At 69.7% G+C, this 22,289-nt stretch carries 19 protein-coding genes; 6 read left to right on the forward strand and 13 right to left on the reverse strand.

Going from position 1 to position 22,289, the window contains the following annotated elements:
• Positions 1 to 267: 267 nt before the first annotated feature.
• Positions 268 to 1,104, reverse strand: coding sequence for a hypothetical protein (locus tag HH310_RS06355; protein WP_169174475.1), 837 nt, complete (start codon positions 1,102 to 1,104; stop codon positions 268 to 270).
• A gap of 189 nt (positions 1,105 to 1,293) precedes the next feature.
• On the opposite strand from HH310_RS06355, the gene HH310_RS06360 reads away from it, so the two are divergent.
• Complete coding sequence (locus HH310_RS06360; protein WP_169174476.1) at positions 1,294 to 2,391, forward strand: helix-turn-helix domain-containing protein; 1,098 nt, start codon at positions 1,294 to 1,296, stop codon at positions 2,389 to 2,391.
• Positions 2,388 to 3,563: a hypothetical protein gene (locus tag HH310_RS06365; RefSeq protein ID WP_169174477.1), complete on the forward strand. Its 1,176-nt coding sequence runs from the start codon at positions 2,388 to 2,390 to the stop codon at positions 3,561 to 3,563. The genes HH310_RS06360 and HH310_RS06365 overlap by 4 nt, the downstream gene beginning before the upstream one ends.
• Here the strand turns inward: HH310_RS06365 and HH310_RS06370 are convergent.
• The 8 genes from HH310_RS06370 to HH310_RS06405 form a co-directional block, all read right to left on the reverse strand.
• On the reverse strand, positions 3,538 to 3,999 hold the full coding sequence (locus HH310_RS06370; protein WP_169174478.1) for an N-acetyltransferase: 462 nt from the start codon (positions 3,997 to 3,999) through the stop codon (positions 3,538 to 3,540). The two genes, HH310_RS06365 and HH310_RS06370, sit on opposite strands and share 26 nt — an antisense overlap.
• 116 nt (positions 4,000 to 4,115) lie before the next feature.
• A complete protein-coding gene (gene hutH / locus HH310_RS06375) occupies positions 4,116 to 5,651 on the reverse strand; it encodes a histidine ammonia-lyase (RefSeq protein ID WP_169174479.1) in 1,536 nt (511 codons plus the stop codon).
• Positions 5,648 to 6,799 carry an imidazolonepropionase gene (gene hutI / locus HH310_RS06380; protein ID WP_169174480.1) on the reverse strand — a complete coding sequence of 384 codons (1,152 nt, stop codon included), beginning with the start codon at positions 6,797 to 6,799 and terminating at the stop codon, positions 5,648 to 5,650. The genes hutH and hutI overlap by 4 nt, the downstream gene beginning before the upstream one ends.
• A complete protein-coding gene (locus HH310_RS06385) occupies positions 6,796 to 8,073 on the reverse strand; it encodes a formimidoylglutamate deiminase (protein WP_169174481.1) in 1,278 nt (425 codons plus the stop codon). Before HH310_RS06385 ends, hutI begins: the two co-directional genes overlap by 4 nt.
• On the reverse strand, positions 8,070 to 9,239 hold the full coding sequence (locus HH310_RS06390; RefSeq protein ID WP_396027498.1) for an allantoate amidohydrolase: 1,170 nt from the start codon (positions 9,237 to 9,239) through the stop codon (positions 8,070 to 8,072). Before HH310_RS06390 ends, HH310_RS06385 begins: the two co-directional genes overlap by 4 nt.
• Positions 9,239 to 10,873, reverse strand: a complete 1,635-nt coding sequence (gene hutU / locus HH310_RS06395; protein WP_169174483.1) for a urocanate hydratase — start codon at positions 10,871 to 10,873, stop codon at positions 9,239 to 9,241. The genes HH310_RS06390 and hutU overlap by 1 nt, the downstream gene beginning before the upstream one ends.
• 16 nt (positions 10,874 to 10,889) lie before the next feature.
• The gene (locus HH310_RS06400) at positions 10,890 to 11,720 is read right to left on the reverse strand and encodes a MurR/RpiR family transcriptional regulator (protein WP_169174484.1); all 831 of its coding nucleotides are present in this window, start codon (positions 11,718 to 11,720) and stop codon (positions 10,890 to 10,892) included.
• A gap of 32 nt (positions 11,721 to 11,752) precedes the next feature.
• Positions 11,753 to 12,013 (reverse strand): hypothetical protein, encoded by a 261-nt coding sequence (locus HH310_RS06405; RefSeq protein WP_169174485.1) that lies wholly within the window; start codon positions 12,011 to 12,013, stop codon positions 11,753 to 11,755.
• A 1,197-nt stretch (positions 12,014 to 13,210) separates the two neighbouring features.
• Here HH310_RS06405 and HH310_RS06410 point away from each other — a divergent pair.
• On the forward strand, positions 13,211 to 13,648 hold the full coding sequence (locus HH310_RS06410) for a hypothetical protein (protein WP_169174486.1): 438 nt from the start codon (positions 13,211 to 13,213) through the stop codon (positions 13,646 to 13,648).
• Positions 13,645 to 14,475, forward strand: a complete 831-nt coding sequence (locus HH310_RS06415; RefSeq protein ID WP_312033871.1) for an HTTM domain-containing protein — start codon at positions 13,645 to 13,647, stop codon at positions 14,473 to 14,475. Before HH310_RS06410 ends, HH310_RS06415 begins: the two co-directional genes overlap by 4 nt.
• Here HH310_RS06415 and HH310_RS06420 read toward each other — a convergent pair.
• From HH310_RS06420 to HH310_RS06430, 3 genes are read right to left on the reverse strand one after another with little or no spacing between them, the layout of a single operon-like run.
• Entirely contained in the window at positions 14,434 to 14,829 is a 396-nt protein-coding gene (locus HH310_RS06420; RefSeq protein WP_169174488.1) for a thiol-disulfide oxidoreductase DCC family protein, read from the reverse strand. The two genes, HH310_RS06415 and HH310_RS06420, sit on opposite strands and share 42 nt — an antisense overlap.
• A 45-nt stretch (positions 14,830 to 14,874) precedes the next feature.
• Positions 14,875 to 15,708: an MIP/aquaporin family protein gene (locus HH310_RS06425; RefSeq protein WP_169174489.1), complete on the reverse strand. Its 834-nt coding sequence runs from the start codon at positions 15,706 to 15,708 to the stop codon at positions 14,875 to 14,877.
• Positions 15,668 to 17,158 (reverse strand): class II fumarate hydratase, encoded by a 1,491-nt coding sequence (locus HH310_RS06430; protein WP_312033872.1) that lies wholly within the window; start codon positions 17,156 to 17,158, stop codon positions 15,668 to 15,670. The genes HH310_RS06425 and HH310_RS06430 overlap by 41 nt, the downstream gene beginning before the upstream one ends.
• Positions 17,159 to 17,314: 156 nt before the next feature.
• Between HH310_RS06430 and HH310_RS45245 the strand changes: the two genes are divergently transcribed.
• Positions 17,315 to 18,598 carry a LuxR C-terminal-related transcriptional regulator gene (locus HH310_RS45245; protein ID WP_169174491.1) on the forward strand — a complete coding sequence of 428 codons (1,284 nt, stop codon included), beginning with the start codon at positions 17,315 to 17,317 and terminating at the stop codon, positions 18,596 to 18,598.
• Here the strand turns inward: HH310_RS45245 and helR are convergent.
• Positions 18,591 to 20,780, reverse strand: a complete 2,190-nt coding sequence (gene helR / locus HH310_RS06440) for an RNA polymerase recycling motor ATPase HelR (protein WP_169174492.1) — start codon at positions 20,778 to 20,780, stop codon at positions 18,591 to 18,593. The two genes, HH310_RS45245 and helR, sit on opposite strands and share 8 nt — an antisense overlap.
• 174 nt (positions 20,781 to 20,954) lie before the next feature.
• On the opposite strand from helR, the gene HH310_RS06445 reads away from it, so the two are divergent.
• Entirely contained in the window at positions 20,955 to 22,289 is a 1,335-nt protein-coding gene (locus HH310_RS06445) for an FAD-dependent oxidoreductase (RefSeq protein ID WP_312033873.1), read from the forward strand.

Raw genomic sequence — 22,289 nt, forward strand, 5'->3', positions numbered from 1 at the left:
CAGCTCGCCCCAGTGTGCCGGACAAATTTGGATCCCGTGTGACGTCGTTTCGGCGGATGCGGGGCCGGATATCGACGGCGTACGGTGCGACTGTGGCCAGACACACCCGCCAGCTCTGGTACGCAGTCCTCGCCACGTGGGCGATCGCCCCGGTGGCGGTGGGGTTCGGGATGCTCGCCGCCCGGCTCGCGCGACCGGATCACCGGTTCGCGGTGGCGCTCGGGGCGACGGTGGTGTTCGGTTTCACTGCCGCCGCGCTGGCGGCGTCTATGGTGCGCCGTCGGACCCGCTGGCTCCGCCCTGCGGACCCGCCTGCCGAGGCCCACCGGGTCTGAGAAGTTGCCGGGCGAGCACGAGGCCGGAGCCGCCCAACACGGAAACGATGCCCGCTCCGGCGACAATCATGTCTTGATGCACGGTCATATCGGGTGCGGCGTGGTATAGGGCCAAGAAGATCGCGACATACAGCGCGCCGAGCGTTACCACGATGGCGACGACCTTCAACAGTTCGAATGTCTCGTAGAGGAGATACCGGAATAGGGTCTGGTCATCATCTGTCGCTCGGGTCTTGTGCCAAATGCGAAATTGCCAGTAGGTGCGGGGTCCCGGAGTGGGCGCGGCGGTTGCGGCCCGCCGCTGCTCTGCGCGACTCCGCGCGACGGCCTCGCAGACGACCGTATCGATCATCGAGCGGACGTCCTCGTCGACCGGTGCGACAGTCGGCCACGGTTCGCAGTTGTGCAGGATGACCTTGCAGACCTCGAGCGGCGCCTTGCCCTCCCGAAGACTCTCCTGCTCGCGCAGGTCAAGACCGAGAACCGCGTCGAACCGCTTCGAGGACGCTTCGATCAGTTCGAAGACCAGATCGCCAAGCCGGTCGGCCCGGGTCGCAAGTTCGAGAGCGTCCGCCTGGACGTCGGCGTCCACCGTCGACTCTGCCGTGAGATGCACAAAATGTCGCTGTTTCTGATTGAGCCAATGCGCGGGGAGGCTCTCGTCGCCGGACAGAAGGGCCAAGGCGAACTCGCGACGATATTTGATCTTGATATGCCGAAAGCATCTCACTAGCAGCAGCTTTTTCGTAAGCGGCGGCCGGTTCGGCATAGGAGGCCACCCCCCAGCCATTACCTTTAGGGCGTAGTGTTTAATGCACCGTAACACAGTAGACAACACACGAATCAGCACCGCTAAAGTTGATTATAGTTGAGTAAAGTGGCCTTTGTTTAGCGAGTAAGAAATGTCAAGCGCGGTGTCGGACGGGAAATGCGCAGGCCGCGACGGGCAGGAGGTGCAGTGGTGATTACCCCGGCGGCGGAACAGTTGGCCCACCGGCTCCGAGTGCTTCGGGACGAGTCCGGGCTCCGGCAGAGTGAGCTGGCGGAGATCTTTACCAAGGACGGCAGGAAGGTCGGCGCGGCCGCGATCTCCTCCTGGGAGAGGCAGCGGAATCCCGTCCTGGTGCCGGAAAACCGGATCGAGCCGTACTCACGGTTGATCGCCCTCACCGGCAACCCACCCAAGCTGCCGGCCGAGGACGACCTCACCGCACCGCAGCGCGCGAAACGCGACGAAGTCCTTCTCGACCTCACCGTGCTCTTCGACCAGGCCCGTGGCTGGTCCGGAACGACCGAGTCGTCTCGCGTCCCGACGTACCGGTCGTGGTTCTTCGCCGACAACGGACCCGTGGTGATCATCGCGCCGGACGCGGGAGACGAGGCTCGCGGACCGCTGGCCGAAAGCACCCATCCGAACTACACCGCGCTGCACCGGTTCGCCGACCAGGATGCGCTGGTCGAGCTGCACGGCCACATCCGGGCCGAAAACGATCCGGCGCTCCCGGTGTTCTTCAAGCGTGCGTCGAGGGTCATCGCCGATGATCTGTCCGGCCACCTCGTCCTGATCGGCGGAATCGGATGGAACGAGGTCACCCGGCGTCTGCTCAAGCTGCTGGAACGTCTACCGGTACGCCAGTTCGAGAGTCCTGAACTGACGAGCGGGGACATCTTCGCCGTCGGTCACGGCGCGGCGGAGCAGCGCTTCCTCCCGGTGTGGTCCCGCGCCAACGGTGGATCGGCTCCCGAGCTCGAGGAGGATGTGGGGCTGCTGGCGAGGGTGCCGAATCCGTTCAATTCGAGCAAGACGTTGACCCTGTGCAACGGCATCCACAGCCGCGGTGTCCTGGGCGCGGTGCGGACACTCACCGATGCCCGGATCCGGGAGGCGAACGAGTCCTACCTCGCCGAGCATTTCCCGGACGACGAGTACGGCCTTCTCGTACGGGTCCCGGTCTTTCGTGGTGAAGCGCTCTCGCCCGATCTGCAGGACCCCGAGAACATCCTCTATGCCTGGCCGCAGAACCCCGGCTCGAAGCCCCGATGGGATCGTGTATGAGCAGGCACCACGCCCATCACCACCGGCTGCTGCGCAAGCTCGACTGGGGCCCGGCCACGCTCTCGTCGCGGCGGCCGCTCGACGCGATCATCATTCCCGCGTCGCGTAAGGCGCATCGGCTCGGCCCGCTGATCGACCTCGCCTCGCTGTGCGACACGCCGCTCGTCCTGCTCGCCTCGCATGACTGTGACATCAACGAGGCGGCAACGCTGGTGGCGAGCCGGCCCGGCAGCGCTCGGGTTGTCCTGGTCGATGTGCCGACCGAGATTGACCAACCCGCCCTTCGGCTCGCGACCTCGGACAAGCGGGTGCGGGCGTTCAGCGGCGATCGGGACAGCAACCTCAGTCTGAAGCGGAACATCGGTCTCCTGCTGGCCCGGCACCGCGGCTGGCAAAAAATCATGTTTCTCGACGACGACATCACCGACATCACGCCGGACGACGTGAATCGCGTCGCCTACTACCTCGACACCAACTTGTTCGCCGGCTTCAAGACGCTGCAGTTTCCGGACAACTCGGTGGTCTGCCATGCCAACCGCCTGGCCGGCCGGCCGCAGGGGATCTTCGTCAGCGGCGGCGCGTTGGGTGTGAACACCGCCGGCGACCGTGCCCTCGACGTTTTTCCGGACGTCTACAACGAAGACTGGTTTGCGTTCGCCGGCGAGGTGCAGCGGCACGGCGTCGCCCACGTGGGGAACATCGGGCAGCTCGAGTTCAATCCGTTCAAGGACCCCGCGCGGGCGACGTTCGAAGAGTTCGGCGACTTGCTCGCTGAAGGGCTCTACGCGCTCTTCACCGACGTCGGCGGTCTCCATCGGGCTACCGAGAACTACTGGGCGAGGTTCATCGAGGACCGCGCGAAGTTGATCGAAGGAATCCAGCTTGACCTCGCGGGACACGAGACACACGAGAAAGTTCAGGCCACCGAGTCCCTCAAGGAGGCATGGAAGCAGCTGCACACGATCCAGCCCGCCGACTGTGTGGAGTTCCTCGGCGTCTGGGAACAGGACCGCCAGCAGTTCGGCCAAGCGAGTCGCCAGGCCACCAGACGCACGCTCGACTACCACGCCGCCTTCGAGGAGCTCGGCTTGAAGAGCTGGCAGGAAGCACGATTCGGAGTGGCGAGAATGCCCGAGCTCGCAGAGGTCAACTCGGCAGGAGCGCCGCGCTGAGCCGAAGCTGCTCCTCCACCCGGCCGCTCGGATGCAGCTTCTGGCGTACGTCAGTCCGCTCGAAATGCAGCGACTCGTAGAGGCGGATCGCGGCCGGGTTCGGGTCCAGGACCCATACGAAGACGTCGTGGTCGTGCACCTCGTGGAGGAGCCGCTGAATCAGCCGCGAGGCGATGCGCCCCCGGCGATGTCGCGGGTGCGTCCACACCGACTCGACGTGCGGTCGTCCCTTCGCCTCCTCGGTGAGGCGGGCCAGGCCGACCGTCATACGGTCGGTCCGTGCCACCACCCAGAGTCCGGTCTTGAACGAGCGACGCCACGAATCCTCGTTCCAGGTCGATTCGTGCGGGTCAGTCGGCAAGAGGGACTCCGGGGCGTCCTGCAGTGCGGCGAGGCGGGCGTCGCGCGCCAGGCGCCAAGCGTCCTCTCGGGTCAACAGCCGGACCGCTGTCGACCCAGGGTGTTGGCCGGCCATCCGCACCCCTTCACATTCGGTGACCACCTCGGAACACTGGGCCTCCTCAATGTGATACCCCGAACGCCGCCGCGCGACTAGGCCAGCGGCCCCACGCTCGCCTCGATCTCCGCGCGCAACCCCCGCCCGAACACCACCCGCCGCGCCTCGTCCATCACCGGGGCCAGGAACAGGTCAGGACCGGGCTCCCCCGCCGCCGGGGCCAGCGCCGCCATCGCCGCCCGACCGGCGGGGGACGGCCGCAGCGGCGCGCGCAACTGCAGCCCGCGCACCGCGGCCAGCAACTCCACCGCCAGCAGACTGCCCACGTTGTCCAGCACCGTGCGCAGCTTTTTCGCGGCGGCCCAGCCCATCGAGACGTGGTCCTCCTGCATGCCGCTGGTCGGCAGCGAGTCGACCGACGCCGGTGCGGCCAGCCGGCGGTTCTCCGCGACGATGCCGGCCGCCGTGTACTGGGCGATCATCAGGCCCGAGTTGACGCCGGCGTCCGGGGAGAGGAACGGCGGCAAGTTGCGCGAACGGGTCACGTCCAGCAGGCGGTCCACCCGGCGTTCGGAGATCGCGCCCACCTCGGCGGCCGCGATCGCCAGGTAGTCGGCGGCGAAGCCCAGCGGCGCGCCGTGGAAGTTGCCGGTCGACTCGACCCGGCCGTCGGGCAGGACCACCGGGTTGTCCACCACGGACACGAGCTCGCGGGCGGCCACCGACCGGACGAAGTCCAGCGTGTCGCGCGCGGCGCCGGCGACCTGCGGGGCGCAGCGCATCGAGTAGGCGTCCTGTACGGCGTGCGCCAGGTCGTCGCGGTGCGAGTCCATCACCGCCGAGTCCTGCAGCAGCTTGAAGATGTTCGCGGCGGACGCGGCCTGGCCGGGGTGCGGGCGGATCGCGTGCAGCTCCGGCAGGAACGGGCGTTCCGAGCCGAGCATCGCCTCGATCGCCAGCGCCGCCGTCACGTCGGCCATCGCGAACAGGTGCGACGCGTCGTCGATGGCCAGCAGCAGCATCCCGAGCATGCCGTCGGTGCCGTTGATCAGTGCGAGGCCTTCCTTCGCGGCCAGGTCCAGCGGCGCGATCCCGGCCTGGTGCAGCGCCTCCGCACCGGCGACCCGGTTGCCGTCCTTGCCGAGCACCCAGCCCTCGCCGAGCAGCACCAGCGCACAGTGCGCGAGCGGCGCCAGGTCACCGGAGGCGCCGAGCGAGCCGTGCTCCGGCACCCACGGGGTGATGTCGTGGTTGAGCAGGTCGGCGAGGCCGTGCGCGAGGCGCGGGCGGACGCCGGAATGGCCGAGCGCGAGCGACCGCAGGCGCAGCAGCATCATGGCGCGCACCACCTCGCGGGGCATCGGGGCGCCGACCCCGGCCGCGTGCGAGCGGATCAGCGCGTGTTGCAGTTCGGCGCGCCGGCCCGGTTCGATGGACGTGTTCGCGAGGGCGCCGAAGCCGGTCGACACGCCGTAGACGGGACGGCCGGACGCCTCGATCGAGTCGACGATGGAACGGCTGCGGGCCATCGCGGCGACGGTGGCGTCGGCGATCTCGACCCGGGCATCGCCGCGGGCCACGGCCTGGACGTCGGCGGCGGTGACGCCGGTGGGCTGAACGGTCACGATCATTGCGGCACTCCGTCGAGCAGAACGGTTCTGATCAGGGGAACCCCGGGCCGGTAGGCCAGGTGCAGGTGGGACGGCGCGTCGAGCACCGTCAGGTCGGCTTTCGCGCCCACCGCCACGCGGCCGATGTCACTACGGCGCAGGGCACGCGCGCCGCCAAGCGTTGCGGCGGCGATGGCTTCGGCGGGGGTCATCCGCATGTCGCGGACGGCCAGTGCGATACAGAACGGCATCGACGTCGTGTACGACGAGCCGGGGTTGCAGTCGGTGGCGAGCGCGACGTGCACGCCGGCGTCGATGAGCTGGCGCGCGTCCGGATAGGGCGACCGCGTGGAGAACTCGGCCCCGGGCAGCAGCGTCGCCACCGTGTCCGAGCCGGCCAGCGCGTCCACGTCCTTGTCGCTCAGATGCGTGCAGTGGTCCGCGCTGGCCGCCCCCATCTCCACGGCGAGCCGCACCCCCGGCCCCTCGACCAGCTGATTCGCGTGCACCCGAAGGCCGAGCCCGTGCGCCAGCCCGGCGGTCAGCACCCGGCGGGCCTGGTCCTCGTCGAAGGCGCCGCGATCACAGAAAACATCGACCCATTTCCCGTACGCCGCGGCAGCGTCCATCATCGGCCCACAGACCAGATCGACGTAGTCGTCCGGCTTGTGCCCCTCGGGAACGACATGCGCACCGAGGAAGGTGGTCTCGGCGGTCAGCGAGGCGGCGATTCGCAGCGACCGGGCCTCGTCCTCGACGCTCAGCCCGTACCCGCTCTTGATCTCGATGGTCGTGGTGCCCTGCCGCCGGGCCTCGGCGACCAGGCGGGCGGCGTTGCGGCGCAGTTCGTCGTCGGTGGCCGCGCGGGTCGCCGCGACCGTCGTCCGGATGCCGCCGCCGGTATACGGCTCGCCGGCCATCCGCGCGCCGAACTCGGCCGCCCGGTCCCCCGCGAAGATCAGGTGGGCGTGGCTGTCCACGAAGCCGGGCAGCACCGCGGCACCCTCCGCGTCGATGCGCCGGTCCGCGGCGGGGGCCTGCGCCGACGGTCCGACCCAGGCGATCCGGTCACCCTCCACGGCGACGGCGGCGTTTTCCCGTACGCCTAAGAGCCCTTCACCATCCGCGTTGGTGACGAGTTCGCCGATGTTGTCGATCAGCAGGCTCACCGTGCCTCCACCAGCTCGCGGGCCACGTCGATGCTCGTGTGCCGCCCGTCCGCGACGATCGTGCGACCGTCCGCGATCACGTGCGTGACGTCCGAGGCGGTGGCGGCGAGCACCGCCTGCGCCGGATCGCTGCCCGCGGTGTGCACCCCGTCGAGGCGTACGCACACCAGGTCGGCGCGTTTCCCGGCGGCGATCTCACCGGCGTCGGACCAGCCGATCGCCGCGTGCCCGGTGGCCGCCCCGACCAGGTCGCCGACCGTGAACCGGCCGCGCTCCTCGCTGGCCAGCCGCTCGTTCATCTCCAGAGCGCGCAGCTCTTCGAACATGTCGATCACCGCGTGGCTGTCGCTGCCCAGGCTCAGGCGGGCGCCCGCGTCGGCCAGCCGCCGGGCCGGTCCGATGCCGTCGGCGAGGTCGCGCTCGGTGGTCGGGCAGAAGCACACGTGCTGGTCGCCGAGGATCTCGACGTCGCGGTCGGTGAGGTGGGTGGCGTGCACCGCGACCGTCGCCGGCCGCCAGACACCGTGCGCCGCCAGCAGTTCCGCGGGCGTACAGCCGTGGACCGCCTGGCACTGCTCGTTCTCGGCACGCTGCTCGGAGAGGTGGACGTGGACCGGTAAGCCGTCGGTGCGGTCCGCGAACGTCGACATGACCTCGTGCGGGACGGCCCGGACCGAGTGCAAGGCGGCACCGATCTTCGAATGCTGGTCCGCGCGCAGAAGATCAGTCCGCGCGGACCAGCCGTCGAGGTCGCCGTCGCCGAACCGGCGCTGCACCCCGTCGAGCGGCTTGCCGTCCACACCGGACGTCAGATACAGCGTGTCGAGCAGCGTGATCCGGATACCCGCGTCGGCGGCCGCGGCGATCAGGGCGTGGCCCATCGCGTTCGGATCCGCGTACGGCCGGCCCTCGGGGTCGTGATGCAGGTAGTGGAACTCGCCCACCGCGGTGATCCCGGACAGCGCCATCTCGCCGTAGACCGCGCGCGCCAGCCGGTAGTAGCCGTCCGGATCCAACCGGCCGGCCACCTCGTACATCAGATCGCGCCAGGTCCAGAAGCTGCCGCGGTTGCCCTGCGTACGCCCCCGCAACGCCCGATGGAACGCGTGCGAGTGCACGTTGGCGAAGCCGGGCAGCACCAGGCCGTCGAGCCGCTCCCCGGCCGGCGCCGCGTCGGGCGTGACCGCGTCGATCGTGCCGTCGGACACGTCGATGCGGACGTTCCGGGCCAGACGGCCGCCTGTCCAGGCGTACGGGGAAAAGAAGGTTGTCATGTCAGATCCCGCAGAACCTTCGCGAGGGCGTCGATGCCGGAGAGGCAATCCTGCTCGTCGGCGTGTTCGGCGGGTGAGTGCGAGATGCCGGTCGGATTTCGCACGAAGAGCATCGCCGTCGGCACGTGCGCGGAGAGCACCCCGGCGTCGTGACCGGCACTCGTCGGCAGGATCGGCACGCCGCCCAGCAGGTCCGCGAGCCGGTCCGCGAGCGAGGTGTCGAAGTCGACCTCCGGGCTCTGCGACTCGGGCGTGACGGTGAGCTCGGTGCCGTCACGCCCGGCCCGCTCGGTCGCCCGCTTCACCACCGCGTCCACGACCGCGCTCAGGGTGGCGTTGTCCTCGGCGCGCGCGTCCAGCCAGCTGCGCACCACCGACGGGATCGCGTTGGTGGCGTTCGGCTCGACCTCGACCCGGGCCATCGTGGCGTGCGCCCCGGCCAGCCGGGCCTCCTTGTTCGCCGCCAGCACCGTGTACGCGTAGGTCAGCATCGGGTCGCGACGGTCCGACATCTTGGTCGTGCCCGCGTGGTCGCCGTGCCCGGTGAAGTCGAACCGCCACCGCCCGTGCGGCCAGATCGCGCTCGCCACGCCGACCGGCACCGCCAGCGCGCGGCCCTGTTCGATGTGCAGTTCGACCAGCGCGCTGATCCGCCGGTCGAGCCCGGGCAGCAGACCGGCCGGCAGATCGCCCAGCGCCTCGCCGAAGGTGACGCCGTCCACGTCCCGCAGGGCGGCCGCCCGCTCCGGCTCGATCGCGCCGGTCAGCAGCCGGGAGCCGAGACAGGGCAGCCCGAAGCGGCCGCCCTCCTCGTCCACGAACGCCACGATCGCGATCGGTTTCGTCGGCGCGTAACCCTGTTCGCGGAGACGGTCCACGGCGAGGAAGCCACTGACGATTCCTAACGGCCCGTCGTACGCCCCGCCGTGCGGCACCGAGTCGAAGTGCGAGCCGGTGAGCACCGCGTCGTGTGCCCACGGGTCGCCCCACCAGGCGAACAGGTTGCCGTTGCCGTCGTCGGTGACCGGCATGTCGCGGCGTGCGGCCTGGTTGCGGAACCAGTCGCGCAGCACCAGCTCGGGTTCGGTCAGCGCGTACCTGAGGTAGCCGTTGGCGCCCCGGCCGATCGGCGCGATACCGTCCCAGAGTTCGCGGAACGTCGGCATCATTTTTCCGCTTTCATCGGGATATGTACGTCTTTGGCGGCGTCGGAGGTGTAGCCGGCGTCGACGTGCCGGATCACGCCCATGCCCGGGTCGTTGGTGAGCACCCGTTCGATCTTCTGCCCAGCCAGCGGGGTGCCGTCGGCGACGCACACCTGCCCGGCGTGGATCGACCGGCCGATGCCCACCCCGCCACCGTGGTGAATGGACACCCAGCTGGCCCCGCTCGCGGTGTTGACCAGCGCGTTCAGCAGCGGCCAGTCGGCGATCGCGTCCGAGCCGTCGAGCATCGCCTCGGTCTCCCGGTACGGCGAGGCCACCGAACCGGAGTCCAGGTGGTCGCGGCCGATCACGATCGGGGCGCTGAGCTCGCCGCGGGCGACCATGTCGTTGAACCGCACACCGGCCTTGTCCCGCTCGCCGTAGCCCAGCCAGCAGATCCGCGCCGGCAACCCCTGGAACGCGACCCTCTCGCCGGCCATCTTGATCCAGCGGGCCAGGCCCTCGTTCTCCGGGAAGAGATCCAGGATCGCCCGGTCGGTCTTGGCGATGTCCGCCGGGTCGCCGGAGAGCGCGGCCCAGCGGAACGGCCCCTTGCCCTCGGCGAACAACGGCCGGATGTACGCCGGGACGAAGCCCGGAAAAGCGAACGCTCGTTCATAGCCGCCGAGCTGCGCCTCGCCGCGGATCGAGTTGCCGTAGTCGAAGACCTCGGCGCCGGCGTCCAGGAATCCGACCATCGAGGCGACGTGCCGGGCCATCGAGGCGCGGGCCCGGTCGGTGAACTCCTCCGGCTTGGCGGCGGCGTAGTCACGCGCGTCCTCGAGCTCGACGCCGACCGGGAGGTACGACAGGGGGTCGTGCGCGCTGGTCTGGTCGGTCACGATGTCGATGCCGACGCCCTTGACCAGCAGCTCCGGAAACACGACCGCGGCGTTGCCGACCACGCCGATCGACAGCGGCGTCTTGTCCTTCTTGGCCTGTTCGGCCATCCGGACGGCCTGCTCGAGATCATCCGCGATGACATCCAGGTAGCGGGTGTCGACGCGGCGCTGCAGCCGGGTCCGGTCCACGTCGACGATCAGGCAGACGCCGCCGTTCATGGTCACCGCGAGCGGCTGCGCGCCACCCATGCCGCCGCATCCCGCGGTCAGCGTCAGCGTCCCGGCGAGCGAGCCGTTGAACCGCTTGGCGGCGACGGCGGCGAACGTCTCGTACGTGCCCTGCAGAATGCCCTGCGTACCGATGTAGATCCAGGAGCCGGCGGTCATCTGGCCGTACATGGTCAGGCCCAGCTTCTCCAGCCGCCGGAACTCCGGCCAGGTGGCCCAGTCGCCCACCAGGTTCGAGTTCGCGATGAGCACGCGCGGCGCCCACTCGTGCGTGCGGAACACGCCGACCGGCCGGCCCGACTGCACCAGCAGCGTCTCGTCGTCGGTGAGGTCGTCGAGCTCGCGCACGATCGCGTGGAACGACGGCCAGTCCCGGGCGGCGCGACCCGTACCGCCGTACACGACCAGGTCGTCGGGCCGTTCGGCCACGTCGGGGTCGAGGTTGTTCATCAACATCCGCTTGGCGGCTTCTTGCGGCCAACCCTTCGCCGTGTACGCCGTGCCGCGTGGAGCCCGGATCACCATGCTTCGTCGTCCTCCCTCACGCTACGAAAATGTGTCGTCGGGCCACGGCGGCCTCGAACTCTTCCAGACGCTGCTGCACCGACTCGGGTGCCGCGTCGCACATCGCCTGGAGCAGCACCATCGCCATCGCCATCGGCCCGGTGTGCAGGTCGAAGACCAGTTGCGTGCCGACCGCGGCGGGCAGCACCACGTCCACCTCGTGGGCCACCGGGCTGAGCGCCGAGTCGGTGATCGCGACGACCCGGAACCCGGCTTTCTTGGCCTCTCCGATGGCGTCGAGCGACTCGCGCGGGTAGCGCGGCAGCACCAGGGCCAGCATCGCACCGGCGCCGGCCGCGCGGGCCTGATCGAGCTGGTCGAGCATCTCGGTGCCACCGTTGGCGATGACCCGGACGTCCGGGTGCACCTTCGCCGCAAAATATCCGAAATATGCGGCCAAAGGGGCCGCCGATCGCAGCCCGAGAACCGGCAGTGGCCGGCTCCGAATCAAAAGATCAGCAGCCTTCTGTACGTCGTCGAGCCGTTCCAGCTGATCCGTCAGCCGCCCGAGATGCTCCGCCTCGGCCTGCAAGGCGAGCTGCATCGCGTTCCGCTTCCCGTTCCCGCTCGGCCCGCCGGTCATATGCCGCAGCTCCCGCCGCAGCGCCGGATAGCCTTCGTACCCGAGCGCGACCGCGAACCGCGTGACCGACGGCTGGCTGACCCCCGCGAGGTCGGCAACCTCGGCCGCGGACAGATAGGCGGCCTTGCCGGAGTGCTCGACCAGGCAGTGAGCGATGCGCCGCTGGGTGGGCGTGAGGCGCGCCCCTTGAAAGAGCTCCCCCACGCTGACAGGCACGTCATTCACCCGCCCAGCGTATGCATAAAAACTTTCAGAGGCTAGCCCCGGCACGCGCGCACCCACTTCCCGCCGCCCGCCCGCCCAACCGCCAGCCCGCCCAACCGCCAGCCCGCCCAACCGCCCGCCCGCCCAACCGCCAGCCCGACCGCCAGCCCGACCGCCCGTCCGTCCGCCCGCCAGCCCGACCGCCCGTCCGCCAGCCCGTCCGTCCGCCCGTCGCGCAGGTCGCGCACGTCGGTGATCATCGCGCGCCCACTCCCCGTCCGCCCGCTCGCCCGTCCATCGCCAATCCCTCGCATATCCGACATTTCATTAAATTGTGGTATCGACTGGGCCGCTGGACGGCTGGGCTCAGCTCGCGGCTGCGCCGGCGCTTCCATTCCGTGGGACGGGCGGCCGCCTATTGAGACGCGCGCCCGCATCTTGGAACCACCGTCCGCGATGTGGGATTCCTGTCCATCGTAGACAGTGTTTTGTCGCGTAACGAGGCTTTCGTCCAGCAGGTTTTCCCGGCCGAATGTAGACCTTGGATACTTATGGCTCGTATGTGGGCGCAACTCTCCAAGGTTCACAAAAATCCACGATGTGACCGCGGTGTCCACATAGCGGAACTGTTCAGCTGTTTCTCGCGCCGCTCACGCTCCGATGAGTTGACCATGCGCGGCGGACCTGCGCGGACCGTCGCTGTGGGGAGCCGGGACCTTCCGGTCGTGGCGGCTGCCCACACCGGGGTGGGGGTGCCTGCGGTGTGGGCAACCGCAACCTCCTCGGCGTCGCGACTGCCCACACCTGGATGGGGGTGGCTGCGGTGTGGGCAACCGCAACCTCCTCGGCGTCGCGACCGCCCACACCTGGATGGGGGTGGCTGCGGTGTGGGCAACCGCAACCTCCTCGGCGTCGCGACCGCCCACACCTGGATGGGGGTGACTGCGGTGTGGGCAACCGCAACCTCCTCGGCGTCGCGACCGCCCACACGAGGGTGGGGGTGACTGCGGTGTGGGCAACCGCAACCTCCTCGGCGTCGCGACTGCCCACACCTGGATGGGGGTGGCTGCGGTGTGGGCAACCGCAACCTCCTCGGCGTCGCGGCTCCCCACGCCCGGGTGGAGCGGCCACTGTGGGGAGCTGGGACCTGCCCGGGCCTGGCGGCGTCGCCTCGCACGGGGACTCGCGGCCGACGGAACCAGCTGAACGGTTACAAATAGCGGGACTGCCCGGTGCCGAGCGGATCGCCGCAGCGCGTCAACTGGCACAACCGCGCTACCGGCCCGGCCGTGACCAGGTCGTCACTGATCGCCTGCGACCACGGTTAGGACCTTCTCGTCCAGGACTGAGCAAACCGCCTCGGCTCACCGTCGACTTCGGGCAGTCGCCGGTCGTGGTGAGACCTGGGAACGCAAAAGGGGTCGGCGGGGGCGAGCCGACTGGCGCACAAGAACTTCGACTCATACAGGCGGGTCTGCGCCTGTTGCGCGCCGGCGGTACGGTGCCCGTCGATGATTCAGCTCTCTCGGCGGGGTCGGCGGGCCCGCGTCGGCCTCGCGCTCGCCGTGTTCGGCGTGCTGCTGGTGGGCACCCTCTGGGGCACCGACGACGACTTTCCGTTCGGGCCGTTCCGGATGTATTCGACCGCCCCTGGGCCCGACCAGGATGCCAAGGACACCCGGGTGGAAGGGGTCGACGCGGCCGGGCGGACCGTGGCGCTGACCGAGGCGAACACCGGGATCCGGCGGGCCGAGATCGAGGGGCAGGAGCAGGCGTACGCGGCCGACCCGGCGCGGCTGGATCAGATCGCGGACGCGTACCTGGAGCACACGCCCGGGGCCGAGCCGCTGCGGCAGGTGCGGATCGTGGTGCGCTGGCACGGGGTGCACGACAGCCGGCCCACCGGCACCTACCGTGACGACGTCGTAGCACAATGGACGATGCCGTGATCTCGCGATGGTTCACCGCGCCGGTGCCGCTCGGCCGGGTCGCCGCCTTCCGGACGCTGGTCTATCTGTTCGTGGTCGGTGACCTGATCGTCTTCACGCCATGGATTCGCGGCCACGCCAACACCCCGGGCGATCTGTACCAGCCGCTTCGCGTCGGGCGGATGCTGCACCTGCCGGTGCCGGACGCGGCGCTCGTGCACGGCGTTTTCTGGGCGCTGCTGGTCGCGGCGCTCGCGGCGGCGACGGGACGCCTGCCGCGGCTGCTCGGTGTGCTGGTCTTCCTGCTCTACAGCGAGTGGATGGTCATCGGCATGAGCTACGGGAAGGTGGACCACGACCGGTTCGGCTTTCTCGTGGCGCTGGCCGTGCTGCCGACGGTCGGTGCCGCGCGGCACGGCGACCAGCGCACCTCCGAGGCTGCCGGATGGGCGTTGCGCGTCACGCAGATCGCCGTGGTCTGCACGTACTTCCTCGCCGCGCTCGCGAAGCTGCGGTTCGGCGGGATCGACTGGCCGACCAGTTCCGTTCTGGCGCAGGCCATCATCCGCCGGGGCACCCCGCTGGCCGACCTGATCGCCGGGGTGCCGGGGCTGCTGATCCTCGCGCAGTTCGGCATCCTCGCGTTCGAGCTCGCCAGCCCGTTGATCTTCTTCGTGCCGGAGCGGCGGCGAAGCTTGGTGGTGGCGTTCTTCTACTCGTTCCACCTGGTCACGTTCGCGACGATCACGATTTCGTTCGCGCCGCACCTGGTGGCGCTGGCCAGCTTTCTGCCGTTGGAAAAGCGCCTACGAGCCGCGGAGCCGGTCGCGAGCACTCTGCGGGAGTGAACACGCCGCGGTGCCGCCGGGCATGAGGTGGCGATGCTTCGCGACCCAGCGGTACGCGGGCCACGCCACCGCCCGCACCGGCCGGAGCCCGAGGACCGCGCCGATCGGGCGCCAGCCCTTTCCGGCGTCGCGCAGCAGCGCGGCGATGCCGTCCGGGCCCGCCGCGATCACCGAGTGTTCGGGGTCGACCCACTGCACGGCCGTCTCGGCCTGCTCCTGGGTGAGGCCGAGGGCCGCGAGATCGGTGAACTGCCACGGCACCACCGAGGCGCGGGTCGGGATGCGGCGCTCGATGAAGCGGGCGCACGACGAGCAGAAGGCGCAGTCGCCGTCGAAGACGAACACCGGATTCACACGACGAAGCCTACGCCGATCAATTCCCGGCCCACCCGCAACGGCTCAGGCCGCCCGGTCGAGCGGTGTTCCCTCGGCGGCGACGGCCTCCTCCACCTTCGCCGAGCCGCGCAGCAGGTATGCCACGCCGACCGCGACGGCCGCGCCGACCACCGGCCCGACGAGATAGACCCACCACGTGGACAGGTCGCCGATGGCGAGAGCGGGCCCGAAACTGCGGGCCGGGTTCATCGACGCGCCGTCGTACGGGCCCCCCATGGTTCCCCAGGCCAGGATGTACGCCCCGACGGCCACCGGAACGAACGGGCCGTTGAGCTTGGGACCGTTGGCCAGGTTGATCACCATCAGCACCAGCCCGAACGTGATGACCGCCTCGAACGCGGCCGCCTGAGTCGAATGGCCGGGCTTGGGCAGGGTGGCGGCGAGGTTCCCGGCGGTGCCGAAGAACGCCCGCGCCAGATAGGACCCGCAGACGGCCGCTCCGAACTGGACGATCCAGTAGGCACCGGCCATCACCCAGCCGATGTCGCGCCGCAACGCGAACGCCAGCGTGGTCGCCGGGTTGAAGTGTGCCGAGATGTCGCCGAGGAAGTAGACGGCGACCACCAGCCACAGCGCCGACACCAGGGAGAGCACCAGCACGATCTGCCACGGCTGCAGACCGCGCCCACCGTATCGGGCCAGGATCGCCGCCCCGCCGGACAGGATGAAGGTCAGCCCGGCCGTGCCGAGGAACTCGGCGAGCAGTCGCCGCAGCCGGTGCCGCGGGTTGGCCCAGTCGGCGTAGCCGCGCTGCCCGCCGACCGATGCGATCAGCGCGGCCTTGCCGATCGGCTCGTCAGCCTTTGCTGGACTGTGCGACAACATTGTCGGCGACATCGGCGGTCCCGGGGCGGGTGAGGGCGAGCGGGTTGACCACGCGGTCGAACAGGTCCTCGCTGACGCCGTTGGCGAGCGCGGCCTGCTTGAGGTCCAAGTCGTGGTCGATGGCGTAGTACGAGATCGCGGCGGCCTTGTCGTATCCGATGACCGGGGACAGCGCGGTCACCATCATCACCGAGCGGTCGATGTTCTCGGTCAGCCGCGCCTGATCGAGCTCGGTGCCCTCCACCATGAACTCGCGGAAGTGGTCACACATGTCCCCCAGGATCAGCGCCGAGTGCAGGTAGTTGCTGATCAGGATCGGACGGAACGCGTTGAGCTCGAAGTTGCCCTCGGCGCCACCCATCGTCACCGCCACGTCGGACGCGATGACCTGGATGGCGACCATGAGCATGGCCTCCGCCTGGGTCGGGTTGACCTTTCCCGGCATGATCGACGACCCCGGCTCGTTGGCCGGAAAGACCAGCTCGTGGATTCCGGTGCGCGGGCCCGATCCGAGCCAGCGCAGATCGTTGGCGATCTTGAACAGGGTGACCGCCGCCGCCTTGAGCGAGGCATGGGCGCGGACCATCCGGTCCAGGGTGCCTTGCGCGACGAATTTGTTGGCCGCGGTCTCGTACGCGACGCCGGTCATCGACGCGATCTCGGCGGCGACCTGCTCACCGAAGCCGGCCGGGGCGTTGAGCCCGGTGCCGACCGCGGTGCCGCCCATGGCCAGTTTCCGCAGGCCACGGGTGGCGTGCTCGACCTCGGCGATGGCGTCGTCCAACGCGCCCGCGTAGCCCGACCATTCCTGGCCCACGGTCAGTGGCGTGGCGTCCTCCAGATGGGTACGGCCGATCTTCACCACGTCCGCCCACCGCCGCGACCGGCGTTCCAGCGCGTCTCGCAGCCTGCGCAGGGCCGGAACGGTTTTCTCGGTCGTCATGGCGTACGCGGCAATGTGCATGGCGCTCGGGAAGGTGTCGTTGGACGACTGGCCCATGTTCACGTGGTCGTTGGGGTGGATGGGCGCCTGGGAGCCGAGGGTGCCGCCGACCAGTTGGATGCAGCGGTTCGAGATGACCTCGTTGACGTTCATGTTCGACTGCGTGCCCGACCCGGTCTGCCAGACGTACAGCGGAAACTCGCTGTCCAGCGCCCCACTGATGACCTCGTCGCACACCCGCTGGATCAGCTCGCCCTGCCACGCCGGCATGCGCCCGGCGCGGGTGTTCACGACGGCCGCGGCTTTCTTCACATAGCCGTACGCGTGGTACACCTCCTTCGGCATGCGATCGTCGCCGATGTTGAAGTGCTGCAGGCTGCGTTGCGTCTGCGCGCCCCAGTACCGGTCCGCCGGCACGTCGACGTCACCCAGGCTGTCGAACTCGCGCCGCGTCCCGGCCACCCGTAGTCCGATCGGCACGTCGAGAATCCTCGGCGCGGTGTGGTTCTGTTCCGACACGATAAGAACCTTCGTTCTCGCGGCAACTTTCATGATTCGTTGGACCGGGCAAGGCTCACGCCCGGTTTTGTGATGAGGCATCGCACGATTTTGGTGATTCGCCAGTGCGACGCAGATCATTCCGATACGAAGAGTGGTCACACATATCCTGGGCGTGTGCAGCCTTCCGCCTCGGCTCCCGTCCGGTGCGGGCTCATGGCCCGCTCGGCGCCCCTGGCGCTGCTGCGCGACGCTGGTCGCGTGACCGTGCTGTCCGCGCCTCCGGGCAGCGGCAAGACGATGGTGCTGCGGTCCTGGATCGCCACCGATGACCTGGCCGGACGCGTCGCGTGGGTGTCCGCGCCGCGGGATGCGCAGCGTTTCTGGATCTCGATCGCGGACGCGCTGCGCGGCACGGCGGCCGGGTCGGCGCTGGTACGGCCGCTGACGCCGGCCCTCGGCCTGGACGGCTGGGCGGTCGTCGAGCGGCTGCTGGCCGATCTCGCGCCGCTGCGGGAGCCGGTCTGGCTGATCATCGACGACATGCAGGACCTGGCCGCGGACGCGCTACACCAAGTGGAGCAGGTGGTCCTGCGCGCGCCGCCCGACCTGCGGCTGGTGCTGGCGAGCCGGCACGACATGCGGCTGGGGCTGCATCGGCTGCGGCTGGAAGGCGAGCTGACCGAGATCCGTGCCGCCGATCTGCGCTTCACCGTCGCGGAGGCGCGGGACCTGCTGACCGGCGCGGGCGTCCGGTTGTCCGACGCCGCGCTGGCGCGTCTGCACGAGCAGACCGAGGGGTGGGCGGCCGGGCTGCGGCTGGCGGCGTTGTCGCTGGCCGGCTGCCCTGATCCGGAACGGTCCGCGGACCAGTTCTCCGGCGGCGAGCGGACGGTCGCCGAATACCTGCTGGCCGAGGTGCTCGACCGGCAGGACGAACGGGCGCGCCGGCTGCTGCTGCGCACCTCGGTGCTGGACCGGGTCAACGGCGAGCTGGCCGACCTGCTGACCGGTGGGTCCGGCGGCGAGCAGATCCTGCACGACCTGGAACGTGGTGGTGCGTTTGTGGTGTCGCTGGATGCGTACGGGAGCTGGTTTCGTTATCACCGGCTGTTCGCCGAGCTGCTGCGGCGGGAACTGCGGCGGACCGCCCGCGACGACATCCCGGCGCTGCACGCGGCCGCGGCGACCTGGCTGGTCGAGCACGACTGTCCGGCCGAGGCGGTCCGGCACATGCACGAGTTGCCGCAGGCTCCGATGCTGCCCGAGCCGCTCACCGGCAGTGAGGCTCGCGTGCTGCACTATCTGCCGACGCACCTCACCGCCGCGGAGATCGCCCAGCAGCTGCACCTGTCGGTGCACACCGTCACCACCCACCTGCGGCATCTGTACGCCAAGCTCGGCGCGCACCGGCGGCACGAGGCGGTCGACCAGGCTCGCGCCCTCGGGCTGCTCACGTGAGGACGACCAGCCGCTGGGTCGCCCGGGTCATCGCCACGTAACGGTCCACCGCTCCCTCAATTCCTTCCCCGTACGCCTCCGGTGCCACCAGGATGACGAGGTCGAATTCGAGCCCCTTCGACAGCTCGGGGGTGAGGAAGCGTACGCGGGAACGGGTTGTCCTGACGTCCGTTGTGCTGATGACGCAGGCGATGCCCTCGTCGTGGGAGTCGAGCCAGGTGTCCAGGATGGACTCCAGGTCTGTCGTCGAGCCGTGCGTGACCGGGACGCCGCCGGTGCGGATCGAGGTGGGTACGTTGGCGTCCGGGAGCACGGCGCGGATGACCGGCTCGGCCTCGGCCATGACCTCGGCGGGTGTGCGGTAGTTGATCGTGAGCGACGCCTGGTTGATCCGGTCGAAGCCGACCCGCTTGAGACGCTCCGGCCAGGACTCGGTGAAACCGTGCCGGGCCTGGGCGCGGTCGCCGACGATGGTGAAGCTGCGGGACGGACAACGCGATAGCAGCATCTGCCACTGGGCGTCGGTCAATTCTTGGGCCTCGTCCACCACGATGTGCGCGAACGGGCCGCTCAAACCGCTTACCACTCCGGTCGGCAAACCAGCATCATCGACCAATGACTCCCGCATATCCTCGCCCCGCAGCATCGTCATCAGGCCTTCCCCATCGTCGAAGACATTGGAGTCGAGCAGGTCGTCGACGACACGTGACATGCGCTCGCGCTGGGCCGTGAGCGCGGCGTCGCGCTGGTGCTTGATGCGGGACGCCGACGAGTCGCCGAGCCGCTGGGCGGCCGCGTCCAGGAACGGCAGGTCATCGACGGTCCACGCCTGAGCGTCGGCGCGTTGCAGCCGCTGGATCTCGTCGCGGGTGAGCCACGGCGCGCACCTCCGGAGGTAGGCGGGAACCGACCACAGGTCGCCGACGATGTCGGTCGCTTCGAGCAGGGGCCACGCGCGGTTGAAGGCGGTGCGTAGGTCGCGGTCCTCGAGAAGCGACCGGCGCACGAATGCCTCGGGTTCGTCGCCGTCGTATTTGTCCATCAGGAGGGAAAGGAGTTCTTCCCAGACCTCGTCGCGTGCCTCGTTGTGCGGCGTGCCCGGGCCGGGCGCCTCGAACGCCCGGGCCCAGTCGGCGGCGCTCAGCCGGATGCCGGACTCGCCGGCCGAGAGAGTCATGCCCTCGGTGGGTGGCTCCTCGTAGAACCGGACGGCCGCGTCGATGGCCTTCACCAGGTCGGCAGACGACTTGAGGTGAGTCACCGACGGGTCGGTCTCGGGCATGGCCGTGGCACCCTCCGGGACGAGGTCGCGCAGGGTGCAGGACTGCACGCCCTCCTCGCCCAGGCTCGGGAGGACGTCCGAGACGTAGGCCAGATACGGCTCGTGTGGACCGACGAAGAGCACGCCACCGCGGCGGTGCCCCAAGCGTGGGTCGGAATACAGCAGGTAGGCGGTGCGGTGCAGGGCCACGACGGTCTTTCCGGTGCCGGGACCACCGTCGACGGTCAGGGCGCCGCTCGAGCCGGCTCGGATGATGGCGTCCTGGTCCGCCTGGATCGTGCCGAGGACGTCGCGCATCCGGGCCGAGCGGTTGGTGCCCAGGCTCGCGATGAAGGCGGACTGGTCGTCGAGCGCGGCGTTGCCCTCGAAGCCGTCGGGGGTGAACACTTCGTCCCAGTAGTCGCTGATCCGGCCTTGGGTCCAGCGATAGCGGCGGCGGCTGGCCAGGCCCATCGGGTTGGCGTGGGTGGCGCCGAAGAACGGCTCGGCGGCGGGTGAGCGCCAGTCGACCAGCAGCCGTCGGCCCGAGCCGTCGGTGAGCCCGAGCCGGCCGACGTAGACAGGCCCGGCGTCGTCCGCGGCGGCATCGCCGCGGCCGTTTACGGCGGCGTCGTCCGCGGCGACCATGCGGCCCAGGCACAGGTCCAGGCCGAAGCGGCGCAGGGCGCGTAGCCGCGCGGTCAGGCGGCGGATCTCCTGGTCGCGGTCCAACGCCCTTCGGCCGATGCCGCCGGGGCGCTTGCGTTCGGCGTCCAGGCGGTCGGCGAGGTCGGCGATCGACTCTTCGAGGCTTTGCGCGATGGCCGCGAAATGCTTCTCGTCCGCGCTGATGAGGTTCGGGTCGGCCTTCGCGGCGAGGTTGGCGGGCAGGGCGAAAGCGCTGGCGATCAGCGGTGGCATGTCATGAGCTCCGAACGTTTCCGCAGGTCACTGGCTTCGAGTGACGATTCTGCGGCACCACCCGGGTCTTGCCGCAAGCCCCGTACCGTGCTATATGTTGGAGGTGGAAAGGTGTGGTTTCTCCCTTTCCACCTCTCCCAGCAGACTCCCCCGCCACACGGTTTACTTGCCACTGTGGAGGACAGGGCGGTAGTCATCGGGGCCGGCATCGCCGGTCTGGCCGCCGCTCGGGTGCTCAGCCGTCGATTTTCGAGCGTCACCGTCCTCGATCGCGACACGCTTCCCGACCAGGCCGAGCCGCGGCGCGGGGTGCCGCAGGGCGCGCATCCGCACATCCTGCTGATCTCCGGGCTGAACGAGCTGAACGAGCTGTTCCCCGGCTTCGAGGCGGAGCTGATCGCGGCCGGCGGCAGCAAGTTCGACACCGGGCTGGGCCTGGCCACCTTCCGGTACGGTCGCCGCTCCCGACGCATCCCGACCGGACTGTCGCTGGTCTCGGTGAGCCGGCCGCTGATCGAGACGATCGTCCGCAAGCGGGTGGCGCGGCTGCCCGGCGTGGCGATCCGCGACGAGATCGCGGTCTCCGGCCTGGCCGGCTCCAAGGGCGTCGTCACCGGGGTCGTGCTGGACACCGGCGAGACGATCAGCGCCGATCTCGTGGTGGACGGCACCGGCCGGGGCGCGCGATCCGATCGGTGGCTGGCCGCCCTCGGCTTCCCCGCGCCGGACCAGGCCGAAGTCAAGATCGGGGTGGCGTACTCGACGCGGGTCTATCGCCGCCGGCCCGGCGACATGATCGACTGGCAGGCCGCGTTCACCGTGCCCGAGCCGCCGGCGCAGAAGATCGCCGGGATGGCGCTGCCGGTCGAGGGCAACCGCTGGCTGGTCTCGATCGGGGGCTGGCACGTGGCCGAGCCGCCGGACGACCCGGAGCAGCTCGATCGGTACGCCAAGGCGCTGCCGGACACCCTGGTCGGCGACGTGATGAGCCGGGCCGAGCCGCTCTCCGAGGTGGCGGTCGCGCGTTTTCCGTCCAGCCGGCGCCGGCTCTTCGAGAAACTCGACCGGCTCCCGGCCGGATACGTCGCCGTGGGTGACGCGATCTGCAGCTTCAACCCGATCTATGGGCAGGGCATGACCTGTGCGGTGCAACAGGCCGGGGCCCTCGGGCGCGTCCTGGACCGGCACGAACGGCGGTCGGACGCCTCGATGGCCCGGGACTTCTACGCCGCCGCCGCGACCGTCATCAGCACGCCGTGGCAGTTCGCGGTGGGCGGCGACTTCAACTATCCGGAGACGACCGGGCCGCGGCCGCGAGGCGTACGGCTGCGTAATTGGTATGCACGGCAGATCTCGTACGCCGCGCAGATCGATATCGGTACGAGCCGGATATTTAACGCGGTGCAACAATTGCTGATCCCGCCCGGGGTGCTGTTCCGGCCGGTGTTCGTCGTCCGGACGCTGCTGCTGGCGAGAAAACGTCGGCGCGAGGACACGGCGGCACGATAG

Origin of the sequence: Actinoplanes sp. TBRC 11911, assembly GCF_012933445.1 — a bacterium.
Classification (GTDB): Bacteria; Actinomycetota; Actinomycetes; order Mycobacteriales; family Micromonosporaceae; genus Actinoplanes.